Here is a 14,987-nt window from a genome sequence, read left to right on the forward strand (position 1 = left end):
AACGGCCGAGCGCCGGCGCGAGGTCACTCGGCGCCGGCGACGGCCTTCACGGCGTCGTCGACGTTCTCGTACACCGGCATCTGCGACACGAGGCCGGTCGCCTCCAGCGGACGCAGGACGACGCGCTTGGTGGCGACGATCGCCCACGTCAGCTTGTCGTTCGCGGCCTGCTCGGACAGTTCCGCCAGAACGGACAGTCCTGCCGAGCCGAGGAAACCGATGCCGTCGAGATCGAGCACGAGGCCGCTCGAACCGGTCACGTGCTGCTCCACCCACTGCCGCAACTCGGGCGCAGACAGGAGGTCGACCTCGCCGGAGACGTGCGCGAGCACCACGTCGCCCGACCGTAGTTCGGCGTCGATGCGCATGCCGTGACTGTCCAGCGACCGTGGCTGTCCGGCGGGCGCCGACTGAGAGGTCAGGGTGTTCGGGTCGCTGCTACGCACTGTTGTCCCTCCGTAGCGTTCGGATAGGGCACACAGGAGGGCGTTCGGGGGATCGGCGCGAAAGATCTGCGCACGGACCGATGCCTACCTGGTTCGCGGCTGTCCATGTCCGCCGCCCTTCCTACCGTAGGAAGCGGTTCGTGCGCCGCGCAACCTTTTCCTTGTTCTGCTCACACGGACTTCGCACACGGTTTGAAACCCGCCTTTCGTGGGTACCGGGGTATCTCGCGACCAGCAGTAGGCCACTCAGGGCCACAGGGAGGATGCCGATGAGTGACGGCAGCGAACCGGTGACTCCCCCGCAGGACAGCGGGATGCCGGACAGTGTCGAGACGGACCCGGCCGCACTGAACAGTGCCGAGGACCTCGACGAGGACCGGTTGCGGGTCGATCCGCTAGAGGAGGGCATGGACCCGCCGGAGCACTGGAGCGAGGCCGACCGTTACGGCACGACTCCGTTCGAGCAGCAGCAGGGCGAATCGCTGGAAGAGCGCGTGCGGCAGGAAGTGCCGGACGTCTCACCGGATGCGGGCCGCGCCGGCACACCGGAATCCGTCGCCGCGACCCCCGACGGCGAGCTGGACGAGACGGTGGACGACGTCACCGAGGCCACCGAGCCGGTGCCGCCGGAGGAGGACTTCCTCGGCTCGGCCGAGGGCGCCGCGCGCGGGGTCGGTCCCGCGCAGAACGCGAACCAGGCCGATGGACCCGTGGCCGACGCCCGCACACCCGAGGACCCGGAGACCGGACGGTGAACCCGGGCGGCGCCGACGTGCGTGATCTCACCGAGCGCATGGTGGAGGTGGTCCGAAGCGAGGACGTCGACCAGCTTGCCCGACTGCTCGCGCAGGTCGTCGATCCCCAGGGCACGCGCAGCGAGCTGTTCACTCCCGTCCTGACGCGCCTGGTGGGATCGATCGCGGGCGCCTTGCGCCGACGTGCGGACGAGGACTCCACGCGTGCCGCCGACGGTGTGGACGGTGCGCCGATCTTCACCGCCGAACTCGTCGACACCGTGGACGACGACGTCGCGATCGACGAGCTGGACCCGGCACTGCGTGCGGTGCTGCGGGCCGTCCTCGCCGACCTCAACGGTGATGCCGAGTCGACGCGGATCCAGCTGCACCTGGTGAGCTCCGACCGGGAACCGCTCGCGCGGCTCGACGCGCTCTGGCACGCGCTGCTGTGGGCGAGCATGTTGGGCGAGGACTCCGGCCGGTCCGCCGGGCGGGAGTGACCTGCCCCGGTGGTCGCGCAGGAGGGCGCCCAGCACTACGTTCCGCGGGAGCGGACCCTGACCGCGTTGCGGGAAGCCTCGGCGGATTGCCGTGGCTGTGATCTCCATCGGGACGCGACCCAGACGGTGTTCGGCGAGGGGCCGACGCGCGCCCGGATCGTCATGGCGGGCGACCGGGACAGCGCGTACGCCGGGCTCGTGGCCGATCTCACCACTGTCGCGTCGGCACTCTGACGTATTTGCCCGACCCGAGCCGCGCCGAGGTCGCCGCGTGGGCGGCGCGTCCGTCCGGATGCCCCTACGGTGGGAGTGGCAGCAGTACGCGAATGAAGGGAACACCGACATGCTCGCCATGACCGACGCTGCCGCCGAGGCGATCAGCGCTCTGACCGCGCAGGACGGTCAGGACTCCGCGGGCCTGCGGTTCGCGGTGCAGGAGGAGACGGAGGCGGGCGCGCAGCTCGCGTTGTCCATCACCCCGGCCCCCGAAGAGGGGGACCAGGTGCTCGGCACGGAGAGCGGCGCTCGGGTCTTCCTGGAACCTCAGGCGGCGACGTTCCTCGACGACAAGGTGCTCGACATCCAGCAGGACGAGGAGGGGCAACTCAACTTCGCGGTGATGCCGCAGGGCGGCTGATCCGTTTGGTCGTTGGTCATCGGTGGTACGTCGCGTCCGGATGCACCGGACACAAGGCGACCACCGATGACCCGCCAGGTCGGCGGGGCGAGGGAGACTAGCCATGAAGGCCGTGACCTGGCAAGGAAAGCGTGACGTCCGCGTCGACGAGGTGCCCGACCCGAGGATCGAGGAACCCACCGACGCGGTGATCCGGGTGACCTCGACCGGCATCTGCGGGTCCGACCTGCACCTGTACGAGGTGCTCGGAGCGTTCCTCGAACCCGGCGACATCCTCGGCCACGAACCGATGGGCGTGGTCGAGGAAGTCGGCAGCGAGGCGGGCAACCTCAAGCCGGGCGACCGGGTGGTCGTTCCCTTCAACGTCTCGTGTGGACACTGCTACTACTGTGACCTCCTGTTGTACTCGCAGTGTGAGACCACCCAGGTGACCGAACACGGCAAGGGCGCGGCGCTGCTGGGCTACACCAAGCTCTACGGGCAGGTACCCGGAGGGCAGGCGGAGCGGCTGCGCGTGCCGTTCGCGAACTTCGGCCCGATCAAGGTGCCCGACGGTCCGCCGGACGAGCGGTTCCTCTATCTCTCGGACGTGCTCCCGACCTCCTGGCAGGCCGTGGAGTACGCCAACATCCCCACCGGTGGATCGGTGCTGGTGCTGGGGCTCGGTCCGATCGGGCAGATGTGCGCGCGGATCGCGCTGCAGCGCGGGGCCGGCAAGGTGATCGCCATCGACCTCGTGGACGAGCGGTTGGAGCTCGCGCGCAAGTACGGGATCGACACCATCGACCTGCGCCAGTACAAGCACGTGGGGGAGGCGGTGCGCGACCGCACCGACGGGCGGGGAGCCGACTCCGTGATCGACGCCGTCGGCATGGAGGCCCACGGCGCGCCGGTGACGGGGTTGGCCCAGCAGCTGGCGACCCTGCTGCCGGCTCCGGTGGCGGCCAAGGTCATCGAGAAGGCCGCGGTCGACCGGCTGTCCGCGCTCTACACCGCGATCGACGCCGTCCGGCGCGGCGGCACGATCTCACTGTCCGGTGTGTACGGTGGCATGCTCGATCCGATGCCGATGATGACGTTGTTCGACAAGCAGATCCAGCTCCGCATGGGACAGGCGAACGTGCGGGCCTGGATCGACGACATCATGCCGTTCGTCACGGGCGACGGCGACCCGCTCGGGGTCGAGGATCTCGCGACCCATCGGCTGCCGTTGTCGGAGGCGCCCGGCGCGTACGAGATGTTCCAGAAGAAGCGCGACGGCGCCATCAAGATCCTGCTCGAACCCTGAGGTCGTGGTCGCGCACGAGTTCCGCTGTCGCGGCGCGCACCAGATCCGGTGCGCGCCGCAGCGCGTCCTCCGGTGATTCCACGTCGTCGACGAGGGCGCGCCACGCCGTGATGCCGGCGTCGGTGAGCTGGTCCGGGGACAGGGCGATGCGGCCTGCCACGGCGGCCACGGGAACACCGGCTCGGCGTGCGCGCTCGGCGACGCCGGCCGGGGCCTTCCCGGCGAGGCTCGACGCGTCGAGGGAACCTTCGCCCGTGATGACGAGATCCGCCTCCCGGACGGCGTCGTCGACTCCCATCACGGCGGCGACCAGTTCGAAGCCCGACTCGACGACGGCGCCCAGCGCGACGGCGGCCCCGGCGACACCGCCGCCCGCTCCCGCTCCGGGTGTGTCGGCCACGTCCGGGGTCCCGGCCCGCGCCAACGCGGCGGACCAGGTGCGCAGGCCGCGCTCCAGCAGCTCGATTTCCGCGGTCCCCGCCCCTTTCTGCGGGCCGAACACCGCCGCCGCGCCGTGTTCTCCGAGCAGCGGATTGGTCACGTCGGTGGCGACCCGGAGTTCGATCCCGGCGAGACGGTGCCGCACCGCGGTGAGGTCCACCGTCGCCACCTCGGGCAGTGCTCCGCCGCCCGGTTCGACGGGGTGGCCCCGCGCGTCGAGGATCGTGGCGCCGAGCGCCTGGAGCATGCCCGCTCCACCGTCGGTGCTCGCCGTGCCGCCCACCGTCAGTACCACACCGCGCGCGCCGTGCTCGACGGCGTGCCGCACCAGTTCGCCGACGCCGTGGGTGTGGGCGAGCAGCGCCGTCCACGGAGTCGGTTCCATGTGCTCGATGCCGCACGCGCGGGCCGACTCGACGTAGGCCCACCCGTCGAGCACGACGTAGTGGGCGTGCACGGGGTCCGACAGTGGTCCGGACACGTCCACGTCGACCCTGCGGCCACCCGCCGCGGCCAGCACGTCGAGCGTGCCCTCACCGCCGTCGGCGACCGGACGGCGTTCCACGGCGGCGTCGGCGAGGGCGTCGTGGACACCGGCCGCCATGGCCTCGGCCGCCTCGACCGCGGTGAGGCTGCCCTTGAACTTGTCCGGCGCGACGACCACCCGCATCGTCAGCTCCTCACGGGCGTGGGCGGGGTGTCGCCTCGCAGCACGGCGACGGCGTTGCGGGCGGCGAGCTCCGCCATCGCCGTGCGGGTCTCCGTGGTGGCCGAGCCGAGGTGCGGCGCGAGCGCCACGTTGTCGAGCTCCAGCAGCGCGGGATGGACTTCCGGCTCCTTCTCGAACACGTCGAGCCCGGCGCCCGCGAGCGCGCCTCGCCTGAGCGCCTCGGCGAGGGCCGCCTCGTCGACCACGGGGCCGCGACTGGTGTTGATCAGGTAGGCCGTGGGCTTCATCGTCGCGAGCGCCTCGGCGTCGATCAGGTGCCGCGTCTGCGGAGTGAGCGGGCAGTGCAGGGAGACGGCGTCGGAGGTGCGCAGCAGCTCCTCCAGCGAGAGGAAGCGGGCGTCGAGTTCGTGCTCGACGGCGGGGTCGGCGCGGCGTCCGCCCGGGCGTCCCGTGTAGACGATCTCCATCCCGAAGGCGCGAGCTCGGCGGGCCATGGCGACGCCGATCTCGCCGAGCCCCACGATGCCCAGCGTCTTGCCCTGCAGGCCAGTGCCGAGCAGGAAGGCCAGGTGGAACTCCCACGGACGCCGCTCACGGATCAGTCGTTCGCCCTCGCCGAGCCTTCGGGTCACCGACAGGAGCAGCCCGAAGGCCAGGTCCGCGGTGGCGTCGGTGAGGACGCCGGGGGTGTGGGTCACGACGATGCCGCGTTCGTGCAGGGCGGGGACGTCGATGTTGTCGTACCCGACGGCGACGGTGGACACCACCTTCAGCTGCGGACCGGCCGCGTCGGCGACCGCGCCGTCGATGCGGTCCTGCAGCGTGCTGACCACGGCGTCCGCGCCGGCGACTGCGGCGTGCAGTTCGTCGGTCGTCAGGGTGCGGTCGGGTTCCGGCGACCACAGGTCGCCCGCTTCCCGGAGTGCCGCCATGGCGGGGTCGGCGAGCTTCCTCGTCACCACGATCCGAGGTGTCACGCGGTCGTCCCTTCGCTTTTGTGCCTGTTCGAAAGAGGGCCCGGGAGCACCCTAACCGGGCCCGTGGCTCTTGACGATGCTGCTAATGTTCACATAGAGAACAGTTGTGCGGATAGCGCACAAGATCGCGCACTGAGGCACGCACAACGAGGTTTGCCGAACAGGCTGTGGACGAAGGTGGTGAAGGCGTGGCGGAAATCGTGTCCCTGTCCGACGCCGTGGCGGCGCTCGTGCGGGACGGCGACACGGTGGCGTTGGAGGGGTTCACTCACCTCATCCCGCATGCTGCCGGTCACGAGATCATTCGGCAGGGTCGCCGCGGGCTCACGCTCGTGCGGATGACGCCGGACATCGTGTACGACCAGCTCATCGGCGCCGGATGCGCGCGCAAGCTGATCTTCTCGTGGGGCGGCAACCCCGGAGTCGGTTCGCTGCACCGCTTCCGGGAGGCCGTGCAGAAGGGCTGGCCCGAGCCGCTGGAGATCGAGGAGCACAGCCACGCGGGGATGGCCAACCGCTACGTCGCGGGTGCCTCCGGCCTGCCGTTCGCGGTACTGCGCGGCTACGCGGGCACCGACCTCGCGCGGCACACCGGCACGATCGCCGACATCACGTGCCCGTTCACCGGCGAGAAGCTGGCCGCCGTGCCCGCGCTCAACCCGGACGTCTCGATCATCCATGCGCAGCGTGCCGACCGGCGCGGCAACGTCCAGATGTGGGGACTGGTGGGCGTGCAGAAGGAGGCCGTGCTCGCCGCCCGCCGCAGCCTCGTGACGGTGGAGGAGATCGTCGACGAGCTCGAACCGGTGCCCGGCCAGGTCGTGCTGCCGAGCTGGGCGGTGACCTACGTGGCCGAGGCGCCGCGAGGCGCCCACCCGTCGTACGCGCAGGGCTACTACGAGCGCGACAACGACTACTACCGTCAGTGGGACTCGATCAGCCGGGACCGCGAGGCGTTCCAGCGCTGGGTCGAGGAGCTCACGGCGACCACGGCAGCGGGAACGGAGGCGTGAACGTGAGTACTCAGCAGGACTACACCTCCGACGAGATGATGTCGATCGCGGCGGCCAGGGCGCTGACCGGCGATCGGCGGTGCTTCGTCGGCATCGGACTGCCCTCGACCGCCGCCAACGTCGCGCGGCGCACCCACGCTCCCGACCTCGTGCTCGTCTACGAGTCCGGGACGCTCGGCTCGAAGCCGGACCGGTTGCCCGCCTCCATCGGCGACGGCATCCTCGCCGAGACCGCCGACGCGGTGATCAGCGTGCCGGAGGTCTTCAACTACTGGCTCCAGCCCGGCCGCATCGACGTGGGCTTCCTCGGTGCCGCCCAGCTCGACCGCTACGGAAACATCAACACCACGGTGATCGGCGACGACTACGTGAACCCGAAGGTCCGGCTGCCCGGAGCGGGCGGAGCGCCCGAGATCGCGGGCTCGTGCGGAGAGGTGTTCGTCGTCGTGCGGCAGAGCACGCGGACGTTCGTGGAGGAGGTCGACTTCGTCACCTCGGTCGGCCACGGCCGAGGCCCCGGCGACCGCGAGAAGCTGGGACTGCGCGGTGCCGGACCGACTCTCGTGATCACCGACCTCGGTGTGCTGCGGCCCGATCCGGAGACCCGCGAACTCGTCCTGACCCAGGTGCATCCCGGCGTGGACGTCGAGCAGGTGCGCGAAGCCACCGGCTGGGACCTGCGGGTCTCGCCCGAGCTCTCGACGACGCAGCCGCCGACCGAACGCGAGCTGACCGTGTTGCGCGAGCTGAAGGCGGCGTGAGGCAGCGTGATCGGCACCGTGAAGGGCACCATGAACCCCCCCAACCCAGGAGGCACCTCATGACGGACGTCTTCGTCCTCGACGCCGTACGGACGCCGTTCGGGCGCTACGGCGGCGCGCTGTCGGGCGTGCGGCCCGACGACCTCGCCGCGCACGTGCTGCGCACGCTGGGCGAGCGCCACGACCTCGACCCGTCCGAGGTGGACGAGGTCATCCTCGGCGACGCGAACGGTGCGGGCGAGGACAACCGCAACGTCGCCCGCATGGCCACGTTGCTCGCCGGGTGGCCCACGAGCGTGCCCGGCAGCACGGTGAACCGGCTGTGCGGTTCCAGCCTCGACGCCGCGATGCAGGCGAGCAGGCTCGTGGCGCTGGGCGACGCGTCGGTGGTGGTCGCGGGCGGCGTGGAGTCGATGAGCCGCGCGCCGTGGGTGGTGCCGAAGCCGGAGAAGGCCTTCCCGAGCGGGAACGCGACACTGCACTCCACCGCCCTGGGCTGGCGCATGGTGAACCCGCGGATGCCGGAGCAGTGGACCGTGTCGCTCGGGGAAGGCACCGAGTTGCTCGCGCAGCGCTACGGCATCGGTCGCGACGAGCAGGACGAGTTCGCGTTGCGCAGCCACCGGGCCGCCGCGAGCGCGTGGGACGCCGGGTTCTACGACGACCACGTGATCCCGGTCGAGGGCACGGACCTGCGGCGCGACGAGGGCATCCGGCCCGACACGTCTCCCGAGAAGCTCGCGAAGCTCAAGCCGGCGTTCCGCCAGGACGGCACGGTGACGGCGGGCAACGCCTCGCCGCTGTCCGACGGCGCCTCGGCGGTCCTGCTCGCCGACTCCGACGGAGCGGACCGGATCGGGGCGACGCCGATGGCGCGGATCGCGGGCCGCGGCGCGGCGGGAGTCGATCCGGACGTGTTCGGCATCGGACCGGTGAAGGCCGCCGAGATCGCGCTGAAGCGGGCCGGTATCGGGTGGGGCGACCTCGCCGCGGTGGAGCTGAACGAGGCGTTCGCCGCGCAGTCGCTGGCCTGCCTCGCCGACTGGCGCGAGCTGGACCCGGCCATCGTGAACGTCCACGGCGGAGCGATCGCGATCGGACATCCGCTGGGCGCCTCGGGTGGGCGCATCCTCGGCACCCTGGCCCACGCGCTGCGCAGGCGCGGCGGCGGGTGGGGCCTGGCCGCCATCTGCATCGGCGTCGGTCAGGGGCTCGCCGTGGTCCTGGAAGCGTGAGGTGACGCGAATCGCCCCGGCCACCCGCTCGTGGGGGCCGGGGCGGTGAACGGTCGCCGCTTCGACGTGCGACGGCACGGGTGAGGCGAGACAGTCTCTCTCGATGTCCGACAGTGTTTCCGGCGTTCCCGGCGTTCCCGGCGTTCCCGCCGTTCCCGCCCGCTCGTCCCTGTTCGATGCCCTGGTGGCCGCCGGGCCGGTGGCGAGCCAGGTGGGTGACGAGGCGTGGGTGCGGGCGATGCTCGACGTCGAGTCCGCGTTGGCCGCCGCCCAGGCCGACGCGGGCCTGCTCGCGTGGGAGCACGCCCGGAGTATCGCGGAGGCGTGCCGCGACCACGGTGCCTTCGACGTGACGCAGCTGCGTGCCGGTGTGGGCGGGGCCGGCGATCCCGCCGCCCCGTTGGTGCGGGCGCTCAGCGAACGCGTGGGCGGGGAGGCGGCCCGGTTCGTGCATCGCGGAGCGACCGGCCAGGACGTCGTCGACTCCGCGGCCATGCTGGTGGCGGCGCGGGCGCGGGAACCGCTGTTGGCCGACGTCGAGCACTGCACGGACGCACTCGCCGCGCTGGCCCGAGCCCACGTCGGCTCGGTGCAGGTGGGCCGGACCCTGGCGCAGCACGCCCCGCCGGTCACGTTCGGCCTCACCGCCGCGGGATGGCTGACCGCGCTGGACGCGGCAGCCGACCGGGTGCGGGCACTGCGGTTCCCGGTCCAGCTCGGTGGTGCCGTGGGCACGCTCGCGTCGTTCGGCGAGTACGGGCCGGACGTGGTGACGTCGTTGGCCGCGCGCCTCGGCCTGGCCGAGCCGGTGCTGCCGTGGCACACCGACCGCACGCCGGTGGTGGACCTCGCCGCGGCGCTGGGTGGGCTGGCCGCCGCGGTGTCCGCCGTGGCCGCCTCGATCGTCGTCCTCGCCCAGACGGACGTCGCGGAGCTGCACGAGGAGGGCCCACCGGGCAGCGGCGGGGCGTCCACGATGCCGCCCACACGCAATCCACTCGCCGCCGTGTCGGCCAGGGCGTGCGCGAAACAGGCTCCCGGTCTGGTGGCCGATCTGCTCGCGGCGGCGGAGCAGGAGAACCAGCGGGCGGCGGGCGCATGGCACGCGGAGTGGTGGCCGCTGATCCAGCTCTGGCGCGTGTGCGGCTCGGCCGTGCACTGGTTGCGGGAGAGCCTGCGGCGGCTGCGGGTGGACGAGGTGCGCATGCGCGAGAACCTCGACGCCCACGGCGGCCTGGTGCTCGACGACGATCCGGCGGTGACGACCCACCTGTCGAGGGAGCGCATCCAACGGTTGCTCGATCCCGTTGAGTATCTGGGGAGCGCGTCGGTGTTCGTGGAGAGAGCGCTGACGGCCTACGGCCGGAGCCGGAGGGAGAGGTGAATGGTCGACGACCGCGACGAGCCGGGCCCGCGGTGCCGCACGCGTAGCTGACGGGCGAGCACCGACGGCCGTCGAGGCCGGGTTCCGAGTACGAAGTTCCGAGATAGGTTGGACACATCATGGAGTCGGGCAGCACACGGGCCGCGCACCACGTGCAGTCCCTCGAACGGGGACTGGCCGTGATCAAGGCCTTCGGGGCGGGGACACCGCAGCTCACGCTCAGCGACGTGGCGAAGGAGACCGGGCTGACCCGGGCCGCCGCTCGCCGGTTCCTGCTGACACTGGCCGACCTCGGCTACGTCCGCGCGGAGGGCCGCTACTTCCGCCTCACCGCCCGAGTGCTCGAACTGGGGTACGCGTACCTGTCGAGTCTGTCGTTGTCCGACGTCGTGCAGCCACACCTGGAACGCCTGTCGGCCGAGGTGCACGAGTCCTCGTCGGTCTCGGTGCTCGACGGCACCGACATCGTGTACGTCGCGAGGGTGGCGGTCTCGCGCATCATGACCGTGAGCATCGACGTGGGGACCCGGTTCCCGGCGCACGCCACGTCGATGGGGCACGTCCTGCTCGCCGGTCTGGACGAGGACGAGCTCGCCGCCTACCTCGACGAGGCGACGTTCGAGCGCCGGACCCCGCACACGATCACCTCCCCGTCGGAGCTGCGGGCGGAGCTCGCGCGGGTGCGGGAGCAGGGCTGGGCGCTCGTCGATCAGGAACTGGAGGAGGGGTTGCGGTCGGTGGCCGCTCCGCTCCACGACAAGGACGGCAGGGTGGTGGCCGCGGTGAACCTCTCGACACATGCCAGCCGCACGAGTCCCGAGGCGGCGCGGACCGAGCTTCTGCCCCGGCTTCTCCGGACCGCCGAACGGATCGAGGCCGACCTGGCCGTCGCTGTCCCGGCGCGCGTGTCATGAGGACCGCGGGACTGTTGCTCGCCGCCGGGGCCGGTCGCCGGTTCGGCAGGCCGAAGGCGCTCGTCGAGGTCGACGGCGAGGCGCTGGTGACGCGCGCGGTGCGCGTGCTGGCCGAAGGCGGCTGCGCCCCGATCGTCGTGGTGCTGGGCGCCCGGGCCGACGACGTGCGCACGTTGCTGCCCGGCCGGGTCACGACGGTGTACGTGCCGGACTGGGAGGAGGGCATGAGCGCCTCGCTGCGGGAGGGCCTGCGCACGCTCGCGCACCTCGGCCCGGTGCCGGACGCCGTGTTGGTGCACCTGGTGGACCTGCCGGGCGTGGGTGCGGACGTCGTGGCGCGTCTGCGGGAGTCGGCGTCCCCGGAGGCCGTGGCGCGTGCCGCGTACGGCGGCGAACCCGGGCACCCGGTGGTGCTCGGCCGGCGGTGGTGGGCCGACATCGCCGACGTCACGCGGGGCGACCAGGGGGCGCGCGAATGGTTGCGGGGGCGCGACGACCTCCGGTTCGTCGAGTGTGGAGACCTGTCCGAAGGCACCGACGTCGATTCGCCGGCCGACCTGCCGGGCGACCGCCGATCCTGACGGCGCGTGACGGCATGGAGCCGCGCGCGCATCGCTTCAGTAGGCTCGGCCGTGTGACAGCCGACAGCAGCGCAGCACCCGGCGCGGGCGGCCCGTCGCCCGCCGACCCTGACGACCTCGCGAAGATCCTGGACCGCGTCGGGTACCTCGCCGACCCGGGCGTGGCCACGGCAGCGTTCCTGGCGTTGCGGATGCAGCGGCCACTGTTCTGCGAGGGCGAGCCGGGCACGGGGAAGACCTCGCTCGCGATCGCGCTGGCGGAGGGGCTGGATCTGCCCTTGATCCGGTTGCAGTGCCACGAGGGCATCGACGCCGGGCAGGCGCTGTACGAGTGGGACTTCCCGCGCCAGCTGCTTCACCTGCGCGCGCTGGAGGCGGCCGAGGGCGGCCGACTCGACGTGGACACCGCCGAGCAGTCCCTCTACACCGAACGGTTCCTGCTGGCCCGGCCGCTGTTGCGCGCGCTGACGTCGGCCCCCTGCGTGCTGCTCGTCGACGAGATCGACCGCGCCGACGACGAGTTCGAGGCGTTCCTGCTGCAACTGCTCGACGAGAACGCCGTCACGATCCCCGAGTACGGGGAGGTGCGGGCCGAGAATCCGCCGCTCGTCGTGCTCACGTCCAACCGCACCCGCGAGGTCCACGACGCGCTGAAGCGCCGGTGCCTCTACCACTGGGTCGAGCATCCGGGGCTCGAACGCGAGATCGCCATCCTGCGCCGCCGGGTGCCGGGCCTCGGCGAGCGGCTCTCCCACCAGATCGCCTCGGCGGTGCGCCGACTGCGCGAACTCGAACTGCTCAAGCCACCCGGCGTGGCCGAGGCGATCGACTGGGCACAGGCGCTGACCGCGTTGGGCAGGACCGAACTGGACGCCGCTTCGGCCGCCACCACGCTCGGCGCGGTGCTCAAGTACAGCGAGGACCTCGACCGCGTCCGCGCCACGCTCGACTCGCTGCTGAGTTGAGGCGCGGCGGGTGAGCGCGCAGCAGGGCCCTCCCTCGCCCGATCGAGAGCACAATGGGGACATGACCACGCGGGCTCCGCTCGATTCCCCGTCGGACCCGCTTCCCGGCCTGGTCGGGTTCGCGGCCGCGCTGAGGGAAGCCGGGTTGCGGTGCGACGCGCACCGGGTGCAGGCCTACCTCGACGCGGTGGCCCACGTCGACGTCGCCGAGCCTCGGCAGCTCTACTGGGCGGGCCGGCTCGCGCTGTGTGCCGAACCCGACGACCTCCCCCGCTACGACGAGGCGTTCGCCGCGTGGTTCCGCGACGAGCCACCCGTGCGGCAGCGCAACGTCCTGCCCGTGCCCACTCCGCCTCGGATCGCGGCGCTGCTGACCGGGCCGTCGGACGCCGGGACGAGCGAGGGCCAGGACGAGCAGGTGAGTGTGGCGGCCAGCGACGCCGAGATCCTGCGGCACCGCGACCTGGCCGAGCTGACGAAGGAGGAACGGCGCCACCTGCGGGAGCTGCTCGACACGTTGAGCCCCGTGCCCGCGCGGCGCCCGTCGTTGCGGTACGAAACCTCGCGCCGGGGCTCGCTCGACGCGAGGCGCACGTTGCGCGCGATGCTCGCCGACGGTGGTGAACCGCTGCGGCTCGTGCGCGCCCGGCGGCGCACCCGCCCTCGCCGGACGGTGCTGCTCGTGGACGTGTCGGGCTCGATGAAGCCCTACGCGGACGCACTGCTGCGCTTCGCCCACGTGGTCGTGCGCGCGACCCCGTCCGACGTGGAGGTCTTCACGCTGGGCACGCGGCTCACCCGGGTGTCGCGGCAACTGCGGCAGCGCGACCCGGAGCGGGCGATGCTCGACGCGGCTGGCGCGGTGGCCGACTTCGCGGGAGGCACGCGGCTGGGGGAGACGTTGCGCGTGTTCCTCGACCGCTGGGGACAACGCGGCATGGCCCGGCGCGCCACCGTCGTCGTCTTCTCGGACGGCTGGGAGCGCGGCGACACCCGACTGCTGGGCGACCAGGCGGCCCGCCTGCGTCGCCTGGCGCACCGGGTGCTGTGGGTCAACCCGCACGCCGGGCACGAGGGCTACGAACCCGTCCAGTCCGGGATCGCCGCGGTACTGCCGCACGTGGACGGTTTGCTCGCGGGACACAGCTTGGCCACGCTGGAACGACTGCTGAGGGAGATCGCACATGCATGACGTGCTGGACGAGCTCCACCGCCGGTGGCAGGCGGGGGAGACCGTGGGAGTCGGGACCGTGGTCGCCACCTTCTCGTCGGCGCCTCGCGCGGCCGGCGCGGCGATGCTGGTGGGATCCGAGGGGGACGTGGTCGGCAGCGTGTCCGGCGGCTGCGTCGAGGGCGCGGTGTACGAGCTGGCGCAGCAGGTCGTGCAGACCCGCACGCCGGTGCTGCAGCGCTACGGCGTGAGCGACGACGACGCGTTCGCGGTGGGCCTGACCTGCGGCGGAATCATCGACATCTTCGTCGAGCGCATCGACCGCGAGTCGATGCCCGAGCTGCCCGACCTGGTCGCCTCGGTCCGCGAGGGAACGCCGGTGGCCGTCGCGACGATCGTGGAGCACGACGATCCGGCGCTGCTCGGCAGGCGGATGCTGGTGTGGCAGGACCGGGTGGGCGGGAGCTTCGGTTCGCAGCGCATCGACGACGCCGTCGTGGACGACGCGCGCGGGCTGCTCGCCACGGGCCGGTCGGGGACGTTGCACTACGGGCCCGAGGGGCAGCGGCGCGGGGAGGGCATGGCGGTGTTCGTGAACGCGTTCGAGCCGCCGCCCCGGATGCTCGTGTTCGGTGCCATCGACTTCGCCGCCGCCATGGCGAGGATGGGCTCCTACCTCGGCTACGAGGTCACGGTGTGCGACGCCCGCCCGGTGTTCGCGACGAAGAGCCGGTTCCCCGATGCGGACGAGGTCGTGGTCGACTGGCCGCACCGCTACCTGACGGCGGAGGTCGAGGCGGGCCGCATCGACCGGCGGACCGTCATCACGGTGCTCACCCACGACCCGAAGTTCGACGTTCCGGTGCTGCAGGTGGCGTTGCGGATCGACGTCGCCTATGTCGGCGCCATGGGCTCGCGCCGCACGCACGACGACCGGATGCGTCGCCTGCGGGAGGCGGGCATGACCGACGCGGAGTTGAAGCGGCTGGCCTCGCCGATCGGCCTCGACCTGGGCGCGCGTACCCCGGAGGAGACCGCCGTGTCGATCGCGGCGGAGATCATCGCGCTCAAGTGGGGCGGCGGCGGACGTCGGCTGTCCGACATCGACGGCCGGATCCACGCCGAATCGCACCGCTGACGAACGGATCCGTCGGCGACCGCGACAGTATCGCCCGAAGGGGTGATGCAAAACGTTCGTTTTGGCGCTGCACTGCAATGTCACCTCTCAAAAGAGGGATCACCGCACGCTCCCGTAGCGGCAGGGGTT

At 72.0% G+C, this 14,987-nt stretch carries 17 protein-coding genes; 14 read left to right on the forward strand and 3 right to left on the reverse strand.

What is annotated here, in order from left to right:
• Positions 1-23: 23 nt before the first annotated feature.
• On the reverse strand, positions 24-446 hold the full coding sequence (locus tag SACAZDRAFT_RS20020; RefSeq protein ID WP_005444677.1) for an STAS domain-containing protein: 423 nt from the start codon (positions 444-446) through the stop codon (positions 24-26).
• Between the two features lie 269 nt (positions 447-715).
• Here SACAZDRAFT_RS20020 and SACAZDRAFT_RS20025 point away from each other — a divergent pair, with 269 nt between their 5' ends.
• The 5 genes from SACAZDRAFT_RS20025 (at position 716) to SACAZDRAFT_RS20045 (ending at position 3,608) form a co-directional block, all read left to right on the forward strand.
• Positions 716-1,201, forward strand: a complete 486-nt coding sequence (locus SACAZDRAFT_RS20025; protein WP_005444680.1) for a hypothetical protein — start codon at positions 716-718, stop codon at positions 1,199-1,201.
• Positions 1,198-1,683, forward strand: a complete 486-nt coding sequence (locus tag SACAZDRAFT_RS20030; RefSeq protein WP_005444683.1) for a hypothetical protein — start codon at positions 1,198-1,200, stop codon at positions 1,681-1,683. Before SACAZDRAFT_RS20025 ends, SACAZDRAFT_RS20030 begins: the two co-directional genes overlap by 4 nt.
• Positions 1,684-1,692: 9 nt before the next feature.
• Positions 1,693-1,917, forward strand: a complete 225-nt coding sequence (locus tag SACAZDRAFT_RS20035; protein ID WP_005444685.1) for a hypothetical protein — start codon at positions 1,693-1,695, stop codon at positions 1,915-1,917.
• Positions 1,918-2,026: 109 nt separating this feature from the next.
• Complete coding sequence (locus tag SACAZDRAFT_RS20040) at positions 2,027-2,320, forward strand: HesB/IscA family protein (protein WP_037295437.1); 294 nt, start codon at positions 2,027-2,029, stop codon at positions 2,318-2,320.
• Positions 2,321-2,423: 103 nt separating this feature from the next.
• Complete coding sequence (locus tag SACAZDRAFT_RS20045; protein WP_005444688.1) at positions 2,424-3,608, forward strand: zinc-dependent alcohol dehydrogenase; 1,185 nt, start codon at positions 2,424-2,426, stop codon at positions 3,606-3,608.
• On the opposite strand, the gene SACAZDRAFT_RS20050 is transcribed toward SACAZDRAFT_RS20045, so the two are convergent.
• A complete protein-coding gene (locus SACAZDRAFT_RS20050; RefSeq protein WP_005444689.1) occupies positions 3,586-4,719 on the reverse strand; it encodes a glycerate kinase in 1,134 nt (377 codons plus the stop codon). The two genes, SACAZDRAFT_RS20045 and SACAZDRAFT_RS20050, sit on opposite strands and share 23 nt — an antisense overlap.
• Before the next feature lie 2 nt (positions 4,720-4,721).
• Positions 4,722-5,696, reverse strand: coding sequence for a 2-hydroxyacid dehydrogenase (locus SACAZDRAFT_RS20055; RefSeq protein ID WP_005444691.1), 975 nt, complete (start codon positions 5,694-5,696; stop codon positions 4,722-4,724).
• A gap of 188 nt (positions 5,697-5,884) precedes the next feature.
• On the opposite strand from SACAZDRAFT_RS20055, the gene SACAZDRAFT_RS20060 reads away from it, so the two are divergent.
• From SACAZDRAFT_RS20060 to SACAZDRAFT_RS20100, 9 genes are all read left to right on the forward strand, one after another.
• Entirely contained in the window at positions 5,885-6,709 is an 825-nt protein-coding gene (locus SACAZDRAFT_RS20060) for a CoA transferase subunit A (protein WP_005444692.1), read from the forward strand.
• 35 nt (positions 6,710-6,744) lie between these two features.
• Positions 6,745-7,470, forward strand: coding sequence for a CoA-transferase subunit beta (locus tag SACAZDRAFT_RS20065; RefSeq protein ID WP_050983519.1), 726 nt, complete (start codon positions 6,745-6,747; stop codon positions 7,468-7,470).
• A 59-nt stretch (positions 7,471-7,529) separates the two neighbouring features.
• Positions 7,530-8,705: a thiolase family protein gene (locus tag SACAZDRAFT_RS20070; protein WP_005444694.1), complete on the forward strand. Its 1,176-nt coding sequence runs from the start codon at positions 7,530-7,532 to the stop codon at positions 8,703-8,705.
• Between the two features lie 103 nt (positions 8,706-8,808).
• On the forward strand, positions 8,809-10,089 hold the full coding sequence (locus SACAZDRAFT_RS20075) for a lyase family protein (RefSeq protein WP_005444696.1): 1,281 nt from the start codon (positions 8,809-8,811) through the stop codon (positions 10,087-10,089).
• A 119-nt stretch (positions 10,090-10,208) separates the two neighbouring features.
• Positions 10,209-11,003 (forward strand): IclR family transcriptional regulator, encoded by a 795-nt coding sequence (locus SACAZDRAFT_RS20080; RefSeq protein ID WP_005444698.1) that lies wholly within the window; start codon positions 10,209-10,211, stop codon positions 11,001-11,003.
• The gene (locus SACAZDRAFT_RS20085) at positions 11,000-11,584 is read left to right on the forward strand and encodes a nucleotidyltransferase family protein (protein ID WP_005444700.1); all 585 of its coding nucleotides are present in this window, start codon (positions 11,000-11,002) and stop codon (positions 11,582-11,584) included. Before SACAZDRAFT_RS20080 ends, SACAZDRAFT_RS20085 begins: the two co-directional genes overlap by 4 nt.
• Before the next feature lie 53 nt (positions 11,585-11,637).
• A complete protein-coding gene (locus SACAZDRAFT_RS20090) occupies positions 11,638-12,549 on the forward strand; it encodes an AAA family ATPase (protein WP_005444702.1) in 912 nt (303 codons plus the stop codon).
• 61 nt (positions 12,550-12,610) lie between these two features.
• Complete coding sequence (locus SACAZDRAFT_RS20095) at positions 12,611-13,741, forward strand: vWA domain-containing protein (RefSeq protein ID WP_005444704.1); 1,131 nt, start codon at positions 12,611-12,613, stop codon at positions 13,739-13,741.
• Positions 13,734-14,858 (forward strand): XdhC family protein, encoded by a 1,125-nt coding sequence (locus SACAZDRAFT_RS20100; protein WP_005444705.1) that lies wholly within the window; start codon positions 13,734-13,736, stop codon positions 14,856-14,858. Before SACAZDRAFT_RS20095 ends, SACAZDRAFT_RS20100 begins: the two co-directional genes overlap by 8 nt.
• Positions 14,859-14,987 lie beyond the last annotated feature (129 nt).

Origin of the sequence: Saccharomonospora azurea NA-128 (assembly GCF_000231055.2) — a bacterium.
GTDB classification, from domain to species: domain Bacteria; phylum Actinomycetota; class Actinomycetes; order Mycobacteriales; family Pseudonocardiaceae; genus Saccharomonospora; species Saccharomonospora azurea.